We start from the raw sequence: 23,395 nt of genomic DNA, 5'->3' as shown, positions 1-23,395 counted from the left end.
CTCGGCCAGGATCGCCTTGGCCATGCCGGGCAAGGTGGTCGCCTCGCCGTGGCCCGGTACCCGGATCGCGACGGTAGCGTCCGCCGATGCGATCGCGATCGGCGGCGCCGCGCGCTCGTGCAGCACGATCATCGTGCCGGTTGTTTCTTTCATGCGATTGCCTCGTTGTCCGCGACGGCCGCCGACGTGTCGCCGTCCGACTCCGCATCGATCGCGATCGACGACAGCGCTCGCTCGGGATCGCTCGCGAGCGCGGCGACCAGATTCGCCATCGCGGTCTGCATCATCGCGCACACCGCGGCGGGATCGATCCCCGCCACGCACTGCACGCTGACCACAAAGCCGTGGCCGGCGCCCTGATCGTCGACCGAGACCGCGACCGGGTAGTTGGTGCGCTCCTCGCCGAGGACCAGCTCGATGCCCTGCCATGTCTCGCGCGCACGGGCCAGTTGTTGCTCATCGCCGATCGGACTGTGGCGATAATTGAACAGCGTGTTGAACAACGGCGAGCGCGAACCCGTCGGGCTGCAGCGCTGCGCCAGCGCCAACGGCGCCTGCTCATGACGCAGGATCGCGCTCAATTCGCCGAACGCCAGTTCCACCGCCGCGCGCAGGCTCAAGCCGTCCAGGCGGAACCGGACCGGCAAGGTGTTGATGAACACCCCCATCGCCCGACCGGAACCCCGGATGCCCTGCAGGCGGCCCGACAGCACGGTACCGAAGGCGACATCGCCGCTGCCGCTCAGCACCACCAGGCAGCGCGCCCACGCGATGTGGAACAGCACGGCCGGCGCGACCCCGAGCCGCTGCGCGTTCGCGCGCACGCCGGCGGCCAGGACCGGCGATACCGGCTCATGCACCGCGACCACGCTGTGTCCGCTGCCGCGCACCTCGGGTACGCCGAACACGATCGTCGGTTCGACGAAATCGGCGAAACGCTGCTCGAAGTAACGCCGCTGTTCGTCCGCCGAGGTGAAGCGTTGCGCGGCGATGAAGTCGCGATACGGCGCCGGCGGCTGCAACAAGTCCGCGCGATCGCGCAGCAGCAGATCGACCTCACCCAGGATCAGGTTCTGGCTGACGTGATCGCTGACCATGTGATGCACCAGGATGGCCAGCAGCCAGCCATCCAAACGATCGCCCGGATCGCGCGCATAGCGAGCTTCCAGCAGCGGCGCGACGCGCAGGTCCTTGCGCGCCACGCGCGGATCGGTGAGGCGGAACATCTGTTCGGTTCCGTCTTCGGCGGCGTCCAGTTGCAGTTCGATCACCGGCAACTGCGCGCGGCGCTGGACCACCTGCACCGGTTGCAGCAGCGACTGCCAATGCACGCCGGTGCGCAGCGCATCGTGGCGGTCGATCACGTGCTGCAGGTGGGCCAGCAGGCTGTCCAGGCGCGCGCGCCCGTCGATGCGGACCACGTAACGCAGCAGGTAGGGATCGCCTTCGCGCTGGATCAGATGATGAAACAGGATGCCGGTCTGCAGGGTTCCCAGCGGGTACACATCCTGGATATTGTCCGCGCCGCCCGGCACCGCGGCGACCAGCGCGTCGATGTCGGCCTGATCCATGTCCGCCAGCGGCAACAGCGCGGGCACGATGCGCTGCGGGCCGGCCTGCAGCGGATTGGACGGCGCCGATGCGACGTCGGCATCGGCGGTCGATGCCTGCAGCGCGCGCGCGGCCAGTTCGGCCAGTCGCGGAACCGCGAACACGGTCTGCACGTCCAGCGCGATGCCCTGCTCGCGCAGTCGCTCGATCATGCCGACGATCATCAGCGAGTGACCGCCGAGTTCGAAGAAATGGTCGTCGCGACCGACCCGTTCGACCCCGAGCATGTCCGACCAGATCGCGGCGATCGCCGACTCCACGCCCGCGGCCGGCGCGGCATAGGCCGCCAGGCCGGCGGTGCCGCTCGGGGCCGGCAGCGCGGCCTTGTCCAGCTTGCCGCTGGCCAGCAGCGGAATCGATTCCAGCGCGACGAACGCCGCGGGCAGCATGTACTCCGGCAGCTGCGCGGCCAGGGCGTCGCGCAGGCCGCGCGTGTCCATGGTTTCGCCCGGGACCGGCACCACGTAGGCGACGATGCGGGGCTCGCCGTCGCCGTCCCTGCGCACCGTCACGGCCGCGTCGCGCACCTGCGGACACGCCAGCAGTGCCGCCTCGATCTCGCCCAGTTCGATGCGATAGCCGCGCAGCTTGGTCTGGCCGTCGTCGCGTCCGAGGAATTCCAGATGCCCGTCGTGGCGCCAACGCGCGATGTCGCCGCTGCGATACCAGCACAATCCATCGACATCGCGCAGGAACTTCTCATCGGTCAGCGCCGGACGGTCGAGATAGCCGCGGGCCACGCCGTCGCCGCCGATCCACAGTTCGCCGGCCGCGCCCACCGGCGCGACCTGGCCGTAGGCATCGACGATGCGCACATGCACGCCGGCGATCGGCCGGCCGATGCCGCCGTCCCAGGCGCGGGGCGTGGCGGCGCAGTCCAGCGCATGGGCGGTGGCGTACACGGTCGTTTCGGTTGGGCCGTACGTATTGAGCCAGCGCGTCGCCGCGCACGCCGGCAATGCGCGCCATTGCGCCAGCGCCGCGGGCTCGGCCTTCTCGCCGCCCACCACCACCAGGCGCAGGTCAGGCCCCATCGCTGGACCCTCGCCATTACCTCGCGCCGACGCCTGCACCCAGCGATGCCAGAACGCGGTCGGCAGATCGGCCACGCTGATCCGTTGGTCGCGCAGGAACTGTTCGAAATCCGCATCGGGCACGACCAGCGTCGCGGGTCGCACCACGATCGTCGCGCCCGCCCACAGGGCCGGGAAGATCTCCTCGACCGAGGTGTCGAAACTGCAAGACGCGTAGTGCATGACCCGATCCGCGGCGACCAGCCCACACTGGATCAGGTGGTTGCGGATCAGATGGACCACGTTGCGATGTTCGACCACGACGCCCTTGGGGCGTCCGGTAGAACCGGAGGTGTAGATCACATAGGCGGCATCGGACGCCAACGCGGCGGCACCGCCGTCGCACAAGGCATCCGTCGCGTCAGAGGGCGCGCAGGCGTCTTCGATGATCAGCAGCGGAGCATCGACGTCGCCGGCGACCCTGCCCCACCGCTGCGCGATGGCGTCCTGCGCGATCACCACGGTCGGGCGGCAGTCGGCCAGCATGTCGGCGATACGCGCATCCGGGTAGACCGGATCGATCGGCACGTACGCGGCGCCGGACTTCAACACGCCGAGCATGGCGACGATCTGGTCCACGCCGCGGCCCATGACCAGCGCGACGTAGCGTCCGGGCCCCGCGCCGAGCGCGCGCAGGCGCCGGGCGACGCGTCCGGCGCCGGCATCGAGCTCGGCGTAGCTCAGGGTGCGGTCGCCATCGACGATCGCATCGCGGTCCGGGCACGCGCGCGCGCGCGCTTCCACGCCAGCGTGAACGGTCGCGGGCGCGTCGTCGTCGGGCAATGAGGGACCGCGCTCCCAGGCTCGCAGCCGCTCGGCGTCATCGGGCGCGCACAGCCGGTACTCGGCGTGATCGGCATCGGATCGAGCCACCAACGCGGCAATCGCGTCGCGCAAGTACCCTGCGATGCGCCCGGCCTGCGCCGGCGAAAGTCGCGCCGGATCCACGATCACCTGCAGCAGCAAACGTCCGCCGGTATGCGAGAACGATACGTCGAGCGGATAACCGGTCCATTCGTGGACGCGCGATCCCAGCAACCGCAGCCCGGCGTTCTCGAGGGCGTCGTAGGCGTGGAAGTTGACGTAGTTGAAGATCGTCTCGAACAAGGGCTCACCGCCTTGCTCGCGGTGCAGGCGGAAGTACGGGTAGTAGCGATGTTCGATCGCGCCGAGCTCGGCCTCGCGAACCCGGAGCACCAGGTCGCGCCAGCGGCCCGGCGTCATCTGCGCGCGCAACGGGAGCGTGTTGAGAAACAGTCCCAGCGCGCGGTCGCCGTCGGCGGTTTCGGGCCGGACATTGGAGACCAGCCCGGTGGTGATGTCGCGGCTGCCGCACAGCGAGGCCAGCACACGCAGGTGGACGCTCAGCAGCAACGTCCGCACCGGCACGCCCAAGGTGTTGGCGAGATCACGCAGGCCCCGCTCGTGGTCCTCGGGGATCTCTAGCGCTTCGGCGTGGTAACCGCCCGGTGCGTGCGCACTGCCGTCATGAGCCGGGAGCACGCCGCGCTGGAAGCCCTCCAGCGCGGCGCGCCAGAACGCCGCTTGGCGCGGATCGTCCAGCGCCGCCTGTTCCAGCGCGACCGCGTCGGCCGGCGACACCTGCAGCGGCCGCGGCTCCGACAGAACGGCATCGCCGCCCGCGAGCGCGCGCAGGTAACTGGTAAACACTTCGGTCTGCATCAGCGCCACGCTCCATCCATCCAGGATCGCGTGGTGAAAACTCATCGTGTACTGGATGCGACGCTCATCGAGCAGGTGCACGAACACCCGCCACAGCGGCGGCCGTTCGAGATCGAAATCGCGGCCGCGCTCGCGCGCGACGAACGCGGCAACCGTGGCGGCGCGCGCGTCGGTGTCCTGGGCGCGCAGATCGACGACCTCCAGCGGTACCCGCGCCAGCGCGTGCACGAGCTGCAGCGGCTCGCTGTAGCCGCCATGGACGAAGCCGGTACGCAGCGCAGGATGACGGCGCGTCACCGCGTCGAGCGCTTCGCGCATGCTCGTTTCGCTCCAGCTGGGCAATTCGAGTTCGTAGCTGAAAACGTCGTGATAGGCGCCTTCGGCGCGGGCGAGTTGGGCATGGAAGATCATGCCCTGTTGCAGCAGGGTCGCCGCATAAGCCGCTTCGATCCCATCGGGCAGACGCGCGGCATCGGCGGCCGTCAGTGCGCGGGGTTGCGGACGCTCCGCCGAGACTTCGACCGCGCGCACGCCCAGCGAGAGTTCGGCGATGGTCGGCGTGCGGAACAGATCGGCGATGGAGAATTCCATCGCGTGCTCGCGCGCCTTGGCGACCACGGCGATGCTGCGTATCGAATCGCCGCCGAGTTCGAAGAAATTGTCATGGCGTCCGACGCGCGGCACGTTCAGCACCTGCGACCAGATCCGCGCCAGTGCTTGTTCGGCCTCGCCTTCTGGCTCGGCGTAGTCCCGCTGCGCGTACGTCGCCGAGTCCGGCGCCGGCAGACGGCTGCGGTCGAGCTTGCCGTTCGCGCTCAGCGGCCATTGCGTCACTGCAACGTACAGCGCTGGCACCATGTATTCGGGCAATCGCGCGCCCAGCGCCTGTCTCAGCGCAGCTACCTGCAACGGCTCGCCTTCAATGTAGGCCACCAGTCGCGGTTCGCCGCTACCGTCGGCATGCGCGCACACCACCGCTTCGCGCACGCCATCGCATTGGCGTAGCGCGCTTTCGATCTCGCCCAGCTCGATCCGGAAGCCGCGCAGCTTCACCTGGAAATCGTTGCGACCCAAATACTCCAGCGCGCCGTCTTCGCGCCAGCGGCCTAGGTCGCCGGTGCGGTACAGCCGATCGCCCGCTACGAACGGGCTGTCGATGAATCGCTGCGACGTCAACTCAGGTTGATTCCAATAGCCGCGACCGACCTGCACGCCACCGATGTACAGCTCGCCGACCGCGCCCAGCGGCACGGGCCGCAGGCCGCCGTCCAGCACATACATCCGCACGTTCGGCGCCGGGCGCCCGATCGGCACCGCGCCGCTTTCGCCGGCCGTGCAGGTCCACCAGGTCACGTCGACCGCCGCCTCGGTCGGGCCGTACAGGTTGTGCAGTTCCACCTGTGGGTACGTCGACAGGAAGCGATCACGCAATTCGCCGCTCAGCGCTTCGCCGCTGCACAGCACCGCGCGCACGCCCGACAGCGAGCCTTCGCGCCCATGCCGCAGATAGGCATCCAGCATCGACGGCACGAAGTGCAGCACGGTCGTGCCGCTGCATTCGATCAGTTCGCTCAGATATACCGGATCTTGGTGACCGCCGGGACGCGCGAGCACCAGCCGCGCGCCCACCGTCCAGGTCAGGAAGAACTCCCAGACCGATACGTCGAAACCGAACGGCGTCTTCTGCAGTACCCGGTCCTGCGAACTCAAACCGAACACTTCGCGCGCCCACTGCAGACGGTTGCACACCCCGTCGTGCTGGTTCATCGCGCCCTTCGGCGTGCCGGTCGAGCCGGAGGTGTAGATCACGTAGGCCAGATGATCGGGTTTCAGACCCAGCGCCTGCGCATCCGGATCGGTCTCGACCAGCGACCACGATTCGGGTTCGTCCAGTCGCAACACCGCGTCCGATAGCTGCTGCAGCAGCTGCGCGCCGGCCGCATCGGCCAACACCAGCCGCGGCCGACAGTCGGCCAGCATCGCCCGCACCCGCTGCGCCGGCAGCGACGGATCCAGCGGCACGTAGGCCGCGCCGGACTTGAGGATCCCCAGCAAACCGATCGTCATCGCCAGGCCGCGTTCGACGCACAATCCGATCCGATCGTCCGGACGCACGCCCCGCGCCAACAGCGTATGCGCAAGACGATTGGCCCGGGCGTTCAATTCGCCGTAAGTCAGCTGCGAGCCTTCGAACTCCACCGCCACCGCGTCCGGCGCCGTTCGCGCCTGCACCTCGAAGCCGGCATGCAATGCCGGCAACGGCAGATACGCACGATCGGTCGCGTTGAACTCTTCCAGCAGCAACGAACGCTCCGACGATGGAAGCACATCGTCCACGCACTGGCCGCTCGCCAACGCTTCCAGCGCGGTGCGCAGATAGCCGATCAGACGCCGCGGATCCGCCGCGGCGGCGGAATGCGAGCACTGGGCGAGGATGGAGAACCCTTCTTCGGTGTCGTCCACCGCGATGGCGATGGGGTAATTGGTGCGCTCGCCGCCGGCGACCAGACGCATGCCCTGCCTCGCCAGCGCCTCGGCGGCGCGCGCGTCGGCCGCTTCGCCCCGGCGATAATTGAGCAGGCTGCTGAACAACGGCGTCGGTGGCGGGACCGCGCTGCAGCGCTGCGCCAACGACAGCGGCGCCTGCTCGTGCGCGAGCAACGCGTTGAGTTCGTCCTGCATTGCGCGCAAGGCCGCGTCGCCATTCGCGGCATCGTCCGCGCCGATACCCGGGTCGTTCAACCGCACCCGCACCGGCAAGGTATTGATGAAAACGCCGAGCGCGCGGTCGGACCCGGCCACGCCCTGCAGGCGCCCGGACAGCACGGTGCCGAACACCACGTCGTCGCGGTCCACGCAGGCCGCGAGCACCCTCGCCCAGGCCAGATGGAACAGCGCCGCGGGCAGCACGCCGATGCGCTGCGCGCGGGCACGCAGGGCCTCGGACAATGCGCTCGGCAGACTCACGGTGGCTTCGCGCAATGCGCTGCCTTCGCCGCGGACGTCGGTCGCGCCGAACGGCAAGGTCGGTTCGGCGAGGTCGGCCAGGCGGGCGCGGAAATACGCTTCGTGCGCCTGGCGCGGCACCGACAGCGTGTGCGCGATAAAGCGCCGGTACGGCAGCGGCCTGGACAGCTCTTCGCCGGACATCAAGGCCAGCACTTCGCGCATCATCATCGCCAGGGTGACGTGATCGCAGACCGCGTGATGGGCTAGCAATCCCAGCAGGCATTCGCCGCTGTCGGCCACGTGCACGCGATGGGCCGCGAGCAGCGGCGCCCGGCGCAGATCCAGGCGGATACGATCGGGATCCGTCGCCGCCAGCAGGGCCGCGGTGGCGGCCTGTGCATCGGCCATGCGGCCGTGGTCGATCCGCGGCAAGGCCGCCCGCCGTCGCACGACCTGCAACGGCGCCTCCACGCCCTCCCAGTGCAGCGCCGTGCGCAGAATGTCGTGACGGTCGATCACCGCCTGCAACGCCTCCAGGAACGCATCGGCTTGGGCGTCGCTGTCGAGCGCGATCACGGTACGCAGCAGATAGGCGTCGCCGCTGCCGCCGAGCAGGTGATGGAACAAGATCCCTTCCTGCAGCGGCGCCAGCGGGTATATGTCCTGCACGTTGCCCACGCCGCCGTCGACCGCCGCGACGACCGCGTCGATGCGCGCCTGGTCCAGCGTCACCAGGTCGAGCATCTGCGGCTCGATCCGCGCCGCGTCCACCGCGATGCCGCTGGTATCGGCCGCGAGCGCGTCCGACGCTTGCGCGCTGTCGAGCGCGCGCAGTCGTGCCGCCATCCGCGCCAGCTCCGGCGTATCGAACACCGCGCGCACGTCCAGCGCGCGGCCGCCGTGACGCAGGCGCTCGATCAGCGCGATCGCCGACAGCGAGTGCCCGCCCAGTTCGAAGAACGAATCGTGACGTCCGACCGCGTCGATCCCCAGTACCGCCGCCCAGGCCTCAGCCAATATGGTCTCCTCGATGCCTTGCGGCGCCGCATAGGCGCGGCGGACCACCGCATCCTGCCCTTCCGGCATCGGCAACGCCGCGCGATCGACCTTGCCGTTGGAGGTCAACGGCAATGCGTCCAGCACGACGAAGGCCGACGGCATCATGTAATCCGGCAAGCGCGCGGCGAGACGGTCGCGCGTCGCCGCGGCCGACCACGCGGCCGGATCGACCGGAACGACATAGGCGACCAACCGGCGGCCGCCCGGCGCGAACTCGCGCACCTCGACCAGTGCCGCATGCGCATCGCCCGCATCGAGCAACTGCGCCTCGATCTCGCCCAGCTCGATGCGGAAACCGCGAATCTTGACCTGGCTGTCGAGGCGGCCGAGGAACTCCAGCTCGCCGTCGCCGCGATGGCGGGCGCGATCGCCGGTGCGGTACATGCGCGCCTGCGGATCGTGGGCGAGGAACGGATCGGACAGGTAACGCTCGGCGGTCAGGGCCTCACGGCGGAAGTAGCCGGCACTGAGGCATTCGCCGCCGATGTACAGATCGCCAGGCACGCCTTCGGGAACCGGGTTGAGGTCGGCATCGAGCACGTAATAGCGCGCGTTCTGGATCGGTCGTCCGTAGGGAATGCTCGGCCAGGCCGGATCCACGCGCCCGATCGGGAAGTAGTTCGACCACACCACCGCTTCGGTGGCGCCGCCCAGGCCGATCGGCCGGCAGTTCGGGAATGCGGCGCGGACCGCGTCGGGCAGTTCCAGCGCGATCCAGTCGCCGCTGAAGAACGCCAGCCGCAACCACGGCGATTGCACGCCATCGTGCAGGTACGGCACGAGTTGGGCGAACACCGCCGGGGCCGAGTCCCAGAAGGTGATGCGTTCTTCGCGCAGGATCCTGACCAGCGCGCGCGGGTCGGCGACCTCCTCGCGCGTGGCCACGCGCACCCGGCCGCCCGCCGCGAGGATGCCGAACAAGTCGTACACCGACAGATCGAAGCACAGCGAGGTGGTGAACAGCAGCGTATCGTCCGCGCCCACGCCGAAACTGCGCTCCACCCATTCGAACAGGTTGATCGCGGGGCGATGCTGCACCATCACGCCCTTCGGCAGGCCGGTCGAACCGGAGGTGTAGATCACGTAGGCGAGCTGGTCGGAGACGATGCCGAGCGCGGCCGCATCGGGATCGCGATCGCAATAGCCGGCCAGTGCGCGCTCGTCGTCCAGGCGCAGCACCTGCATCGGCGGGTCGTTCGCATCGAGCGCGGCCTGACCGAGCACGCCGGGATCGTCGAGCAGACAACCATCGGCCACCAGCGCCACCGGCGCGGCGTCTTCGAGCATGTAGGCCAGACGATCGGGCGGGTATGCGGGGTCCAGCGGCACATAGGCGCCGCCGGCCTTGAGGATGCCCAGCAGCGCCGCCACCATCGGCACGCCGCGCTCGGCGCAGATCGCCACGCGCTCGCCCGGGCGCACGCCCATGGCCAACAGACGATGGGCGATCCGGTTGGCCCGCGCATTGAGCTCGCCGTAACCGCAAGTGCGGCCGTCGGCGATCAGCGCGATCGCGTCCGGACGCAGGCGCGCCTGGCGCTCGAAGCCGGCATGGATCAGGTCGTCGCGTCGGTACGGCGCGGCGGTCGCGTTGAACGCGTCCACCAGCCGCGCGCGCTCGCGCGGCGGTAACACCGGCAGCGCATGCGCGGGGGTGGGATCATCGCATTCGACCGCCGCCAGCAGGCGTTCGATCGCGTAGGCGTAACGTTCGGCCATCGCCGCCGAATCGATCCCCGGCGCGCACATCGCGACCAGGGTGATCGCCTGACCGGCCAGATCCACCGACACGGTCAGTGGATAGTTGGAACGTTCGCGCCCGGCATGCACGCGCAAGCCTTGCAGACCCGTATTCGCTTCGGGACCGAGCTCCGATTCGAGTTCCGATCCCGACCCGGCATGGCGCACGTTGAGCAAGGCCGTGAACAACGGCAACGGCGCTTCGACCCCGCTGCAGCGCTGGGCCAGCGCGAGCGAGGCCTGCTCATGGCGCAGCAACTCGGCCAGCGCCTGGCGCGTGCGTTCGACCAACGCGTTCGCATCGACGCCCTCGAGCGCGATGCGCAGCGGCAAGGTATTGATGAACACGCCGAGCGCGCGCGCCGCGCCGGCCTCGCGCATGCGCCCCGACAGCACCGAGCCGAACACCACGTCGCGACGGCCGGTGCACGCGGCCAGGGTCATCGCCCAAGCCGCATGCAGGAACGCCGACAGCGGCAGGCCGCGCGCGCGCGCCAGCCGGTGCAGGCGCAGCGCGATCTCTTCGCGCAACGAGTGACGCACCTCGGTCGCGGCCGCGCCGGCATCGCGCACATCCACAATCGCGAACGGCGCGGTCGGTTCTTCGACGTCGCCGAGCGTGCGCCGGAAGTAGGCTTCGTGATCGGCGCTGCCGCTCAGCCGGGTACGCGCGATGAACTCGCGGAACGGCACCGCGGCCGGCAACTGCGCGCCCTTCCCCGCCAGACGCATGGCGATTTCATCGACCACCGCCGCCAGGGTGATGTGGTCGCTGATGAAGTGATGGTTGACCAGGGCGAGCAGCCATTCGCCGCCCTCGTCCGCTATCGCGTAGGCGCGCAGCAACGGGCCCTGGCGCAGGTCCAGGCGCAGCCGCGACGGGTCGGTATGCGCTTCCAGCGTCGCCCGCGGCGTCTGGCCCGGCACCGCCGCGATCTCTTCCAGCGGCAACGACGCCCGGCGCAGCACCACCTGCACCGGCTCCGGCACGCCTTCCCAGCAGGCCACCGTGCGTAGCACATCGTGGCTGTCGATCGTCGCCTGCAGTTCGCGCAAGAACCCGTCCAGGCGCGCGCGACTGTCGAACCCGATCACCGCGCGCAGCAGGTAGGTATCGCCCTGGGCCTGCAGCAGATGGTGGAACAGGATGCCTTCCTGCAGCGGCGCGAGCGGATAGATGTCCTGGATATTGCGTGCGCCACCCGGCACGGCCGCGGCGATCGCATCGATGCCCGCTTGCGACAAGGCGATCAGCGGCAGCATGTGCGGCTCGATGCGCTCGGCGTCGGCGGGAATCAGGTTCGGCGGTACGGCGACGGCCGGCTCCGAAGCGTCATCTACCGTCATGCATCGCGCCAGCGCAGCCAGTTCCGGCGCGGAAAACACGTCGCCGACCTGCAATCGCCAGCCTTCGCGCGACAGCGGTTCGACCAGCCGCAGGATCCGCATCGAATCGCCGCCGAGTTCGAAGAAATTGTCGTGGCGCCCGACGCGTGGCACGTTCAGCACCTGCGACCAGATCCGCGCCAGTGCTTGTTCGGCCTCGCCTTCTGGCTCGGCGTAGTCGCGCTGCGCGTAGGCCGCCGAGTCCGGCGCCGGCAGACGGCTGCGGTCGAGTTTGCCGTTCGCGCTCAGCGGCCATTGGGTCACTGCAACGTACAACGCCGGCACCATGTATTCGGGCAGTCGCGCGCCGAGCGCTTGTCTCAATTCCGCTACCTGCAACGGCTCGCCTTCGATGTAGGCCACCAGTCGCGGTTCGCCGCTACCGTCGGCATGCGCGCACACCACTGCCTCGCGCACGCCATCGCATTGGCGTAGCGCGCTTTCGATCTCGCCCAGCTCGATCCGGAAGCCGCGCAGCTTCACCTGGAAATCGTTGCGCCCCAAATACTCCAGCGCGCCGTCTTCGCGCCAGCGGCCTAGGTCGCCGGTGCGGTACAGCCGATCGCCCGCTACGAACGGGCTGTCGATGAATCGCTGCGACGTCAACTCAGGTTGATTCCAATAGCCGCGACCGACCTGCACGCCACCGATGTACAGCTCGCCGACCGCGCCCAGCGGCACGGGCCGCAGGCCGCCGTCCAGCACATACATCCGCACGTTCGGCGCCGGACGTCCGATCGGCACCGCGCCGCTTTCGCCGGCCGTGCAGGTCCACCAGGTCACGTCGACCGCCGCCTCGGTCGGGCCGTACAGGTTGTGCAGTTCCACCTGTGGGTACGTCGACAGGAAGCGATCACGCAATTCGCCGCTCAGCGCTTCGCCGCTGCACAGCACCGCGCGCACGCCCGACAGCGAGCCTTCGCGTGCATGCCGCAGGTAGGCATCCAGCATCGAGGGCACGAAGTGCAGTACGGTCGTGCCGCTGCATTCGATCAGTTCGCTCAGGTACATCGGGTCCTGATGACCGCCCGGACGCGCGAGCACCAGCCGCGCGCCCACCGTCCAGGTCAGGAAGAACTCCCAGACCGATACGTCGAAACCGAACGGCGTCTTCTGCAGTACCGTGTCCTGCGAGCTCAAACCGAACACTTCGCGCGCCCACTGCAGACGGTTGCATACGCCGTCGTGCTGGTTCATCGCGCCCTTCGGCGTGCCGGTCGAGCCGGAGGTGTAGATCACGTACGCCAGATGATCGGGTTTCAGACCCAGCGCCTGCGCATCCGGGTCGGTCTCGACCAGCGACCACGATTCGGGTTCGTCCAGTCGCAACACCGCTTCCGATAGCTGTTCCAGCAGCTGCGCGCCGGCCGCATCGGCCAGCACCAGCCGCGGCCGACAGTCGGTCACCATCGCCCGCACCCGTTGCTCCGGCAGCGACGGATCCAGCGGCACGTAGGCCGCGCCGGCCTTCAGGATCCCCAGCAAACCGATCGTCATCGCCAGGCTGCGTTCGACGCACAATCCGACCCGATCGTCCGGACGCACGCCCTGCGCCAACAGCGTATGCGCAAGACGATTGGCCCGGGCGTTCAATTCGCCGTAAGTCAGCTGCAAGCCTTCGAACTCCACCGCCACCGCGTCCGGCGCCGTCCGCGCCTGCGCCTCGAAGCCGGCATGCAGTGTCGGCAATGGCGGGTAGACGCGATCAGTCGCGTTGAACTCTTCCAGCAGCAACGAACGCTCCGACGGCGGAAGCAGCGCCAGCGTATCGACCGGCGCGGCGGGATCGCGCGCCATCTCAAGCAACAGCCGCTGCAGGTAGTCGGCCCAGCGCTCGACGCTGGCGTGGCGGTACAGATCGGCATCGTAGGTCAGGCTGCCGACGAGGCCATCGGCGGTCTCGCTCAGATTCAGCACGAGGTCGTGGCTGGCGGTCTGCTGCTCCAGCGGGAAGTCTTCGATGCGCAGGCGACCCAGTTGCAGCGTCGCCGACGGCGTGTTGTTCAACGACACCAGGGTCTGGAACAGCGGACCGTGGCCGAGCGCGCGTTGCGGACGCACCGCGTCGACGATGCGATCGAACGGCACCTCCTGGCGCTCGAAGCAGGCCAGCAGTTCATCATGCACGGCCCGCACCAGGCGCCCGGCACCGATGCCGTCGTCCAACCGCAGCCGCACCGGCAAGGTGTCAACGAAGAAACCGATCAGGCCTTCCAGTTCGGTGCGCGGACGATGCGCGACCGGCATGCCGACGACCAGGTCGCGCTGGCCGCTCATCCGCGCCAACAACACATTCCACGCCGCGAGGATCACCGCGAACGGCGTGGCGCCGCAGCGGGAAGCGAGCGCGCGCACCGCGGCGCTGACGGTTTGCGGCCAGCCGATGACGACGCGCGCACCGCGATGACGCGCCACGGCGCAGCGCGCGAAGTCGCCGGGCAGCGTCGACAGCATCGGCGCGCCGTCCAGCGCCTGCTTCCAGGCCGACAAGGCGGCGTCGAAGCCGTCGCCGCGCAGACGGCCGCGCTGCCACGCGGCGAAATCCGCGTATTGCAGCGGCAACGGCGGCAGCGGATCGGGCGCGCCGTCCAGGCGCGCGGCGTACAGCGCCGCGAGCTCGCGCACCGCGATGCCGATGGACCAGCCGTCGGAAACGATATGGTGCTGGGTCATCACCAGCACGTGGTTCTCTTCGGCGAGGCGGATCAGGCGCGCGCGCATCGGCGCTTCGCGCTGCAGATCGAACGGCATTGCGGCCTCTTCGGCGCACAGCTCGCGCAGCCGCGATTCGCGTTCGCCGGTGTCGGCAACGCCGGACAGATCGGACTGCGCGAGCGCGAAATCGTCCGCTTCAGCGATCGTCAGTTCCGGCTCGCCGTCGCGGTCGAGGATGCGGCTGCGCAGGATCTCGTGCCGCGCCGTCAGATCGCTCAGCGCGCCCTGCAGCGCGTCGCCGCGCAACGGCCCGAGCAGGCGCAGCGCGGCGCCGATCCGGTACGCATCGCCGCCCGCGCCACCAAGCCGGTGCAGAAACCACAGCCGGCGCTGGCCCCACGACAACGGCAGCGCGCCGTCGCGATCGATACGGGCGATGCCCGTCGCATCGGCGTCGGTCTGTGCAGAGGTCGCGCGCAAGCGCTTGAGCGCGACCGCGCGGCGCAACGCGTCCAGCCGGTTGCGCGCCGCATGCTCGCCCGCCCCGCCCTGGTCCGCCCCGCCGTCACCCGCGTGCTCGCCGCGGACGCTATCGTCGCCATCCTGCCGCTGCCCGTTGTCGCCTGCATCGTCTCGATTCTGCGTCATTACCTGGATTCCATTTCGTGGTCGGTCCCGCACGTCCATCGTTTCGCCCATCGGGCACGGCGTTTACTCGTCCAGCAGCGCCAGCAGTTCTTCCTCGCTGAGCCCGTCGAGCCCTGCGCTGGCCTCTTCCACCGCCCGAGCGTCGTATGCCGCCAGCCCTTTCTCGGTCGCCGCGGCCGCCATCGCGGCGAGCGTCGTATGCGCGAACACGTCGCGCACCGTCAGCGCGATGCCCAGGCGCTCGCGGACCCGCAGCGCAAGCTGCAGCGCGGACAGCGAATGGCCGCCGAGCAGGAAGAAGTCGTCGTCGCGGCAGACCTCGGCGACGCCGAGCAATTCGCTCCACAGCCCGGCGAGCTCGCGTTCGCTTCGATCGGCCGGCGGCTCGCGTCGGCCGGCGAGCGCGGGGCCGCGTCCCGGCGCCGGCAACGCGCTCAGATCCAGCTTGCCATTGGCCGTGGTCGGCAGCCGCGCGACGAAGACGTAATGCGCCGGGCGCAGGTACTCGGGCAGTACCGCGACGTGCTCGCGCAGGTCGCGCTCGAGCGCGCCGCGTCCATTCCAGCGCGCCGCCTGGGCCGAGCGCGTGCGCGGTTCTTCGCGCGGCGATGGCGCCTCGGGACGGATGGCATAGACGTTGTGCAACGCGGTTCCCGCCAGCGCCGCATCCTGCTCGCTGGCGACGGCAAAACCGTGATGCGCGAGCAGATCGCGCACGCGCGCCAGCCGTCCGTCTACGTCGTGCACTTCCACCGCCACCTGGCGCACGCGCGGCCAATGCGCGGCGTCGATGCCGAGCAGCACCTCCAGCTCCGCGCCTTCCACATCCACCTTCAGCAGGTCGATGCGGGCGACCTCGTGCTCGCCGATGATCTGCGACAAGGTCCGCAACGGCCTGCGCACCCGTTCGCCCTGCATGCGCTCGTCCAGCAGTTCGCGCAGATCTTCGCCGGTGCCAGAGGCATCGACCGAGGACGAACTCAGATAGGACTCGACTACCCCACGCGATACATCGGCATCGAGCACGCTGCTGGAGACGATGCTGTTGTGCGGATAGAAAATGAAGTCGGCCTCGCCCGGTGCCGCGGCCAGGCCGCAATCGTAGACGGTCGCATCCAGCCCGCGCAGTTCGGCGTTCAAGCGCAGGATGCGATGGACCTGCGGGATCGGTTCGAACGCGAAGATCCGCGCGCCGCGGCAATGCGCGCCGACGTACATCGCGAACATGCCGATGTTCGCGCCGACGTCGAACACGCAGCAGCCGTCGTCGAGCCTCACGCCGTGGCGGCGATAGGCGTCGCCGCCGAAGATCTCCTCGTGCAGGAAACGCGTTTCGCTGGTGTTGAGATGGAACACCTCGCCAAGGCCGTCCAACTCCAGCGTCTGCGTGTCGGTATGCGCCGCCAACGCCGCCATCGCGCGCGCCACCGCGGCGTTGCGCGCCGACGGCTGCGCATAGGCCACCAGTCTGCGATCGCCGTCGCCGAAGTCGTGGGCGACCACGCGCACATCGTCCAGACCCGCATGCGCGGCCAGGCAGGTTTCGATTTCGCCCGGCTCGACCCGATAGCCGCGGATCTTCACCTGGAAATCGCCGCGTCCCAGATATTCGAGCGCGCCGTCCTCGCGCCAGCGGCCCAGATCGCCGGTGCGATACATCCGTCCTTGCCTGACATACGGATCGGGCAGGAAGCGCTCGGCGGTGAGTTGCGCACGATTCCAATAGCCGCGGCCGACCTGCACGCCACCGATATACAACTCGCCCGTCGCCCCGAGCGGGACCGGCCGGTGTCGCTGGTCGAGCACATACATGCGCGTATTCGCGATCGGCCGGCCGATCGGCACCGACTCGGGCGCCTGTTCTTCGCACGCCCAGCAGGCCACGTCCACCGCCGCTTCGGTCGGTCCATACAGGTTATGCAGCTGCACCCGCGGCAGCCATTGACGGAAGCGCTTTTGCAGCCGCGCCGACAGCGCTTCGCCGCTGCACAGCACCTGCCGCAGTCCCCTGCAGGCCTCGGCATCGCCCGCATCGAGAAAGGCCTGCAGCATCGAGGGAACGAAATGCACCATGGTCACGCCGCGCTCGCCGATCGTGCGCGACAGGTAGGCCGGATCCGATTGTCCGCCCGGCCGCGCCAGCAGCAGTCTGGCTCCGCTCAACAGCGGCAGGAAGATTTCCCACACCGACACGTCGAAGCCGAACGAGGTCTTCTGCAGCACCACATCGCCCGCGTCGACGCCGAAATGATCGCGCGCCCACAGCAGGCGATTGACCACGCCGTCGTGTTGGTTCATCGCTCCCTTCGGGCGTCCCGTCGATCCGGAGGTGTAGATGAGATAGGCCAGGTTGGCCTCGGTCAGCGCCGGCACCGGCGCGGCCTGCGTGCCGTAGCCGGACCACTCTCCGCTCTCGTCCAGGCGCCAGACCCGCTCGCATGCGGCCGCCAGTTGCGGCAGTTTTTTCGCCAGGGCCGATTGCATCAACAGCACCGCCGCGCCCGAATCCTCCAGCATGTAGCTCAAGCGCTCGTGCGGGTACGCCGGGTCCAGCGGCACGTACGCGGCGCCGGCCTTGAGGATGCCGAGCAGGCCGACCGGAAGATGCAGCGAGCGCTCCACGCAGATCGCAACCCGCGCCTCCGGCCCGATCCCGGACGAACTCAGCCGGTTCGCGACCCGGTTGGCGGCGGCCTCGAGTTGCGCATAGCTCAAGGTTTCGCCTTCGTATTCCACCGCGACCGCATCGGGCGTGCGCGCGGCCTGCGCTTGGAACAGGCCGTGCACGGTGAGTCCGCGCGGGTAATCGACGGTGGTGGCGTTGAACTGCTCCAGCATGAGCGCGCGCTCGGATGCCGGAAGCACCTCGAGATCGCATATGCCGGTCGCGGCGCCGTCGGCGAGCGCTTCGGTCAGACCGTCGAGCGCCAGATCGAGCAGGCCGATGGTGCGCGCCGGGTCGATCTCGCGCGCGCAGTGCACGACCAGGGTGAAGCCGTCGCCTTCGTCGTTGACCGACATCGACAGCGGATAGTTGGTGCGCTCTTCCATGAACAACACGCGGATGCGGTCCCAGTCGGCGCCGCCCGGGCCCGGTTCGGCCAGAGACACGGTGTGGCGGTAGTTGAGCAGCGTGGTGAACAGCGGTTGCGGCGCGGGCACCGCGCTGCAGCGCTGGGCCAGCGCCAGCGGCGCATGCTCGTGCCGCAGCAGCGCCGCCAGTTGCGCGACCGCCGCGTCGACCGCGGTGCCTGCATCGCGCCGGTCGATCCGCAGGCGGAACGGCAACGTGTTGATGAACACCCCCATCATCTCGTCCGCGCGATCGCTGCCCATGCGCCCGGACAGCACGGTGCCGAACACGACCTCGTCGCGTCCGCTGCAGCGCGCCACGACCTGTGCCCAGGCGACGTGGAACAGCGCGGCCGGCGCGATGCCGCGCGTGCGCGCGCAGGAGCGGATGCGTGAGGCGAGCTGCGCCGACAATGCGCGCCGCGCTTCATGCAGCCCGGACGCGCCGCCGCGCAGCGTGTCCACGCCGAAGGCAACGGTCGGCGCATCGACATCGCCCAGCAGTTGGGTGAAGTAGGCCTCGTGCGCCTGCGCCGGTTGCGCGGCGATCGCGGCGATATGCTGGCGGAACGGCACTGGCCGGGGCAGCTGCGCGGCGCGGCCGTCGAGCAACGCGGCGACCTCGCGCAGGATCAGTTCGAGGGTGACGTGGTCGCTGATCAGGTGATGATTGACCAGCGCGAGCCGCCACTCTCCACTGGCCCGATCACCGCCCCGATCATCGGCATCATCGCCGGCGCGCTCGGGCGCGGCGTGCAGCGCGATCAGCGGCGCGCGATCGAGCGCGATGCGGACCGTCGCCGGATCGGCGATGCGCGACAGCCAGGCGACCGTGTCCTTGCCCGCCGGCACCGCCGCTTCGTGCAGCGGCAGATCGACCTGGCGATGCACCACCTGCATCGGCTGCGCCAGCCCCTGCCAGTGGATCGAGGTGCGCAGGATGTCGTGACGCGCCACCACCGTGCGCAGCGCCTCCACGAAGCGCTCCAGTCCGCGCCGGTCCGAGAAGCCGAGCACGAACGTCGACAGATACGGATCGCCGACCTCTTCCGCCAGATGATGGAACAAGATGCCTTGCTGCAGCGGCGCGAGCGGATAGATGTCCTGGATGCCGGCCGCGCCGTTCGGAACCCGCGCGGCGATGCTGTCGAGCTCGGCCTGCGACAGGCCCGCGAGCGGCACCATGTCCGGGTGCAACGCCACCGCGTCCTTCGGAACGCCGCCATCGTCGACCACGCTCGCCGCGCGGCCGACACCGGCATCGAGCTGGGCGCAGAACGCATGCAGCACCGGCGCGGCGAACACGGCGCGCACGTCGACCGCGGCGCCATGCTCACGCAACTTGGCCACCATTCGGATCGCGAGCATCGAATGCCCGCCCAATTCGAAGAAACCGTCGTCGCGTCCGACCTGTTCCAGTCCCAGCAGTTCGCGCCATAGCGCCGCCACTTGCTGCTCGGTCGGCGTGCTCGGAGGCACGAAGCCACGCACCGCCATCGCGCCGCGATCCGGCGCCGGCAGCGCGTTTCGGTCGAGCTTGCCATTGGGCGTGAGCGGCAATGCCGCGAGCCGCACGATCGCCGCCGGCACCATATAGTCGGGCAAGCTCGCGACCAGTCCGGCGCGCAATGCCGACGGATCGGGCTCGGCGCCATCGTGCGCAACGACGTAGGCCACCAGCCTCGCATCGCCTGGCCCGCTTTCGCCGGCTTCGCCGGCGCGCGCCACCACCACCGCTTCGCGCACGCCCGCGGCCGCGAGCAGTTGCGCTTCGATCTCGCCCAGTTCGATGCGGAAACCGCGGATCTTGACCTGCTGATCGTTGCGCCCGAGGTATTCCACGCTGCCGTCGTCGAGCCAGCGGCACAGGTCGCCGGTGCGATAGACGCGGCCGCCGGCCGGATCCAGCGGATCGGCGACGAAACGCTCGTCGGTCAGATCCGGACGGTTGAGGTAACCGCGCGCGACCTGCACGCCGCCGATCAGCAGTTCGCCCGGCGCGCCCACCGGCACCGGACGCATCGCCGCATCGACGATGTAGAAACGCGTGTTGGCGATCGGCCAGCCGATCGGCGCGCGCGCGCCCGGATCGTCAGGCCGGCAACGCGCGTAGCAGACATTGACCGAGGTTTCGGTCGGTCCGTAATGGTTGAACAGTTCGGTGCCCGGCAACACCTGGAAAAAGCGCTGGGCGAGTTCGTACGGCAGCGCCTCGCCGCCGGAGAACACCTGCCGCAGGCTGGTGCACTGGCCGAAGCGCGGATGATCCAGCATGGCGCGCAGCAAGGTCGGAACCAGCTTGAGCCGGGTCGCGCCGCCGCGCAGGATCAGGTCGACGAGGTAGTCGGCATCGAAATGGCGGCCGGGCGCGGCGACCAGCAGACGCGCGCCGCAGATCAGCGCGCTGAAGAAATCCCAGATCGAGGCGTCGAAGCTGAAAGGCGTCTTCTGGATCAGGATGTCGCTGGTATCCATGGGGTACCGCGCGCGCAACCAGCTCATGTGATTGGCGATGCCGCGGTGATGCACCATGACGCCCTTCGGCCGACCGCTCGAACCGGAGGTGTAGATGACGTACGCCAGGTGATCGGGCGTCAGTTCAGTCGGCGCCTCGGCGGTCGCCTCCAGCGGCGTCGACGGATAGACCTCGACTTCGTCCCATTGCGTGTCCAGGGCCAGGCTGTCGCGCGATGGCTGCGCCGGCCACATCGGTGCCAGCCGCGCCTGGCTCAGCAGCATGCGCGGACGCGCGTCCTCGAGCATGTAGGCCAGACGGTCGAGCGGATAGGACGGATCCAGCGGCAGGAACGCGGCGCCGGCCTTCAATACGCCGAGTTGGGCCACGACCATCTCCAGCGAACGTTCCATGCCGATCGCCACCAGCACGTCCGGGCCGCATCCGCGCGCGCGCAGGTAACGCGCCAGGCGATTGGCCCGCGCATCCAGTTCCGCGTAGCTCAGCTGCGCGCCCTCGAACTCCACCGCGACCGCTTGCGGCGTCCTGCGCGCTTGCGCTTCGATCATCCGGTGGATCAACAGTTCTTCCGCGAACACGGTGTCGGTGCGGTTGAAGTCGCGCAGCAGCCGCGTGCGCTCTCCGGGACCCAGCACATCGAGCGCATCCACCGCGGTCGACGGCGCGGCCTGGGTCAGCGATTCGAGCACGGCGAGGAAGTGGCCGGCCCAGCGCTGCGCGGTGTCGGCGTCGAACAGGTCCGTGGCGTATTCCAGCCGGCCGTGGATGCATTCGCCGTCGTCGCTCAGCGCCAGGGTCAGGTCGAAATGGGTCGCGGCCTGCTCCAGGCGGACCGGCTCGACCCGCAGCTCGTGCAGGTCCAGCGCCGCGACCGGGGTGTTGTCGAAATTCAACATGGCCTGGAACAGCGGCGCATGCGCGAGGCTGCGCGCGGGTCGCACCGCATCGACCACCCGTTCGAACGGCACGTCCTGCGCCGAGTAGGCGAACGACAGGGTCTCGCGGGTGCGCTGCATCAGCGTCGCCACGTCGGGCGCGTCGCGCAGGTCGACCCGCAGCGCCAGGGTGTTGACGAAAAATCCGATCAACCCTTCGACCTCGCTGCGCCCGCGATTGGCCGCCGAGACGCCGACCACGAGATCGCGTTGACCGCTCAGCCGCGACAGCAGCACCGACCAGGCGGCAAGCAGCACGTTGAACGCGGTCGCATCCCAGGCCAGCGCGAACTCGCGCACGCGCGCGGACAGCGCGGCGGGCAGCGCCACGGCGACCGCCGCGCCGGCGAAGCTCTGCTGGGGCGGTCGGGGGCGATCGCAGGGCAAAGCCAGCAATCCTGGCGCATCGCCTATGCGCGCGCGCCATGCGTCCAGCCGCGCCTGCATCGCGGCGCCGTCGTCGATTTCGCGCTGCCATGCGGCGTAGTCGCCGTACTGCAACGGCAGCGGCGGCAGCGGATCGGCGGCGCCAAGGCGAGAGGCCTGATACAAGGCCGCGATCTCGCCGACCAGAACGCCCAGCGACCAACCGTCGGAGACGATGTGGTGCTGCACCAGGATCACGACATGCTCGCGTTCGTCCAGCCGCAACAACCGGCAGCGCACCAGCGGCGGGCGGGTGAGATCGAACGGCATGGCGCATTCCTGCGCGACGATCGCCCGCATCCGCGCCTGGCGATCTTCAACCGGCAATCCGCTCAGATCGTCCTCGCGCATCGGTATGCCGATGTCGGCCGGCGCGGGCTGCGCGCGGGCCGCGCCGTCGCGTTCGACGAAGGCGCAACGCAGGACTTCGTGCCGCGCCACGATCCGATCCAGGGTCGCGCGCAGCGCGACGCGGTCCAGCGTGCCGCTCAGGCGCAGCGCCACCGGCAGCAGGTAGGCGGTGGCGCTGGCCGGTTCCAGCCGGTCCAGAAACCACAGCCGCTGCTGCGAGAACGACAGCGGCAGGCCTTCGCCGCGTTCGGCGATCGCGATCGCTGCCGGCGCGGGCGCGGCCTCGCGCATGCGCTTGTCCAATGCGCGCTGCAGGACCTTACGCTTGAGTTCTTCCAGGCTGAGGGTGTCGTCGGTCATCGGGGGCTTTGCGGTTGCGTGGCGTGGAGAGATGCGGGTCCGACTCAGGCGTCGGCGCTGTCGAACAGCGAGGTGGACAGATAGCGTTCGCCGGTATCGGGCAGGATGGTCAGCACGGCGCTGCCGGCCGGCGCCCGCGACGCGATCTTTCTCGCCGCGACGAACGCCGCGCCCGAGGAAATGCCGCAGCACAGGCCCTCCTGGCGCGCGAGTTCGCGCGCGGCCTCGCGCGCCTCGTCCTCTTCCACCGCCACGGTCCGGTCGACCACCTCCGGCGTCATCACCGCGGGCATGAAATTCGGCGCCCAGCCGGCGATTTCGTGCGCGGTCCATGGGTGGCCGGCGAGCACGCGCGCGCGCGCCGGTTCGGCCGCCGCCACTTGCACGTCGGCACGCGCGGCCTTCAACGCCGCCCCTACCCCGCTCAAGGTGCCGCCGCTGCCCCAGCCCGATACGAACCAGTCCAGCCGCCGCTGCGCGAACGCCTGCAGGATCTCGCGCGCGGTACTGTCGCGGTGACAGGCCGGATTGGCCGGATTGGCGTACTGGTCGGCGAAGTACGCGCCGGTGCGCTCGGCGTATTCGCGCGCCGCGCGGCTGCGGCCCATCGCGCCTTCGGCGGCTGGAGTCAGCACGACCTCCGCGCCGTACGCGCGCATCAGGCGCCGCCGCTCGACCGAGTAGTTATCGCTGATGAAGGCCACGAAGCGGTAGCCGCGCACCGCGCAGGCCATCGCCAGGGCGACGCCGGCGTTGCCGGAGGTGGCCTCGACCACGGCCTGGCCCGGGCGCAGAGCGCCGCGTGCGAGCGCGTCGTCGAGGATCGATGCCGCGATCCGGTCCTTGATCGAACCGCTGGGATTACGCGCCTCCACCTTGACGTAGATGTCGACGCCGGCCGGCGCGAGCCGGTTGATCCTGACGATCGGCGTGCGTCCCACGGTGTCCAGGATTGAGTCGTATAACAAGGG

The 23,395-nt window shown here is 69.5% G+C and carries 3 protein-coding genes; all 3 read right to left on the bottom strand.

Features of this window, described 5'->3' with window-relative positions; all coding sequences use genetic code 11:
* Nucleotides 1–149 precede the first annotated feature (149 nt).
* Nucleotides 150–14,804, bottom strand: a complete 14,655-nt coding sequence (locus tag IEQ11_RS12435; RefSeq protein WP_191820624.1) for a non-ribosomal peptide synthetase — start codon at nucleotides 14,802–14,804, stop codon at nucleotides 150–152.
* Between the two features lie 63 nt (nucleotides 14,805–14,867).
* The gene (locus tag IEQ11_RS12430) at nucleotides 14,868–22,424 is read right to left on the bottom strand and encodes a non-ribosomal peptide synthetase (RefSeq protein WP_191820623.1); all 7,557 of its coding nucleotides are present in this window, start codon (nucleotides 22,422–22,424) and stop codon (nucleotides 14,868–14,870) included.
* A gap of 44 nt (nucleotides 22,425–22,468) precedes the next feature.
* Nucleotides 22,469–23,392 carry a cysteine synthase A gene (cysK, locus tag IEQ11_RS12425; RefSeq protein WP_036107472.1) on the bottom strand — a complete coding sequence of 308 codons (924 nt, stop codon included), beginning with the start codon at nucleotides 23,390–23,392 and terminating at the stop codon, nucleotides 22,469–22,471.
* Between the last annotated feature and the right edge of the window lie 3 nt (nucleotides 23,393–23,395).

Origin of the sequence: Lysobacter capsici, assembly GCF_014779555.2 — a bacterium.
Lineage (GTDB): Bacteria > Pseudomonadota > Gammaproteobacteria > Xanthomonadales > Xanthomonadaceae > Lysobacter > Lysobacter capsici.
This window is presented reverse-complemented; position numbering and strand designations above follow the sequence as displayed.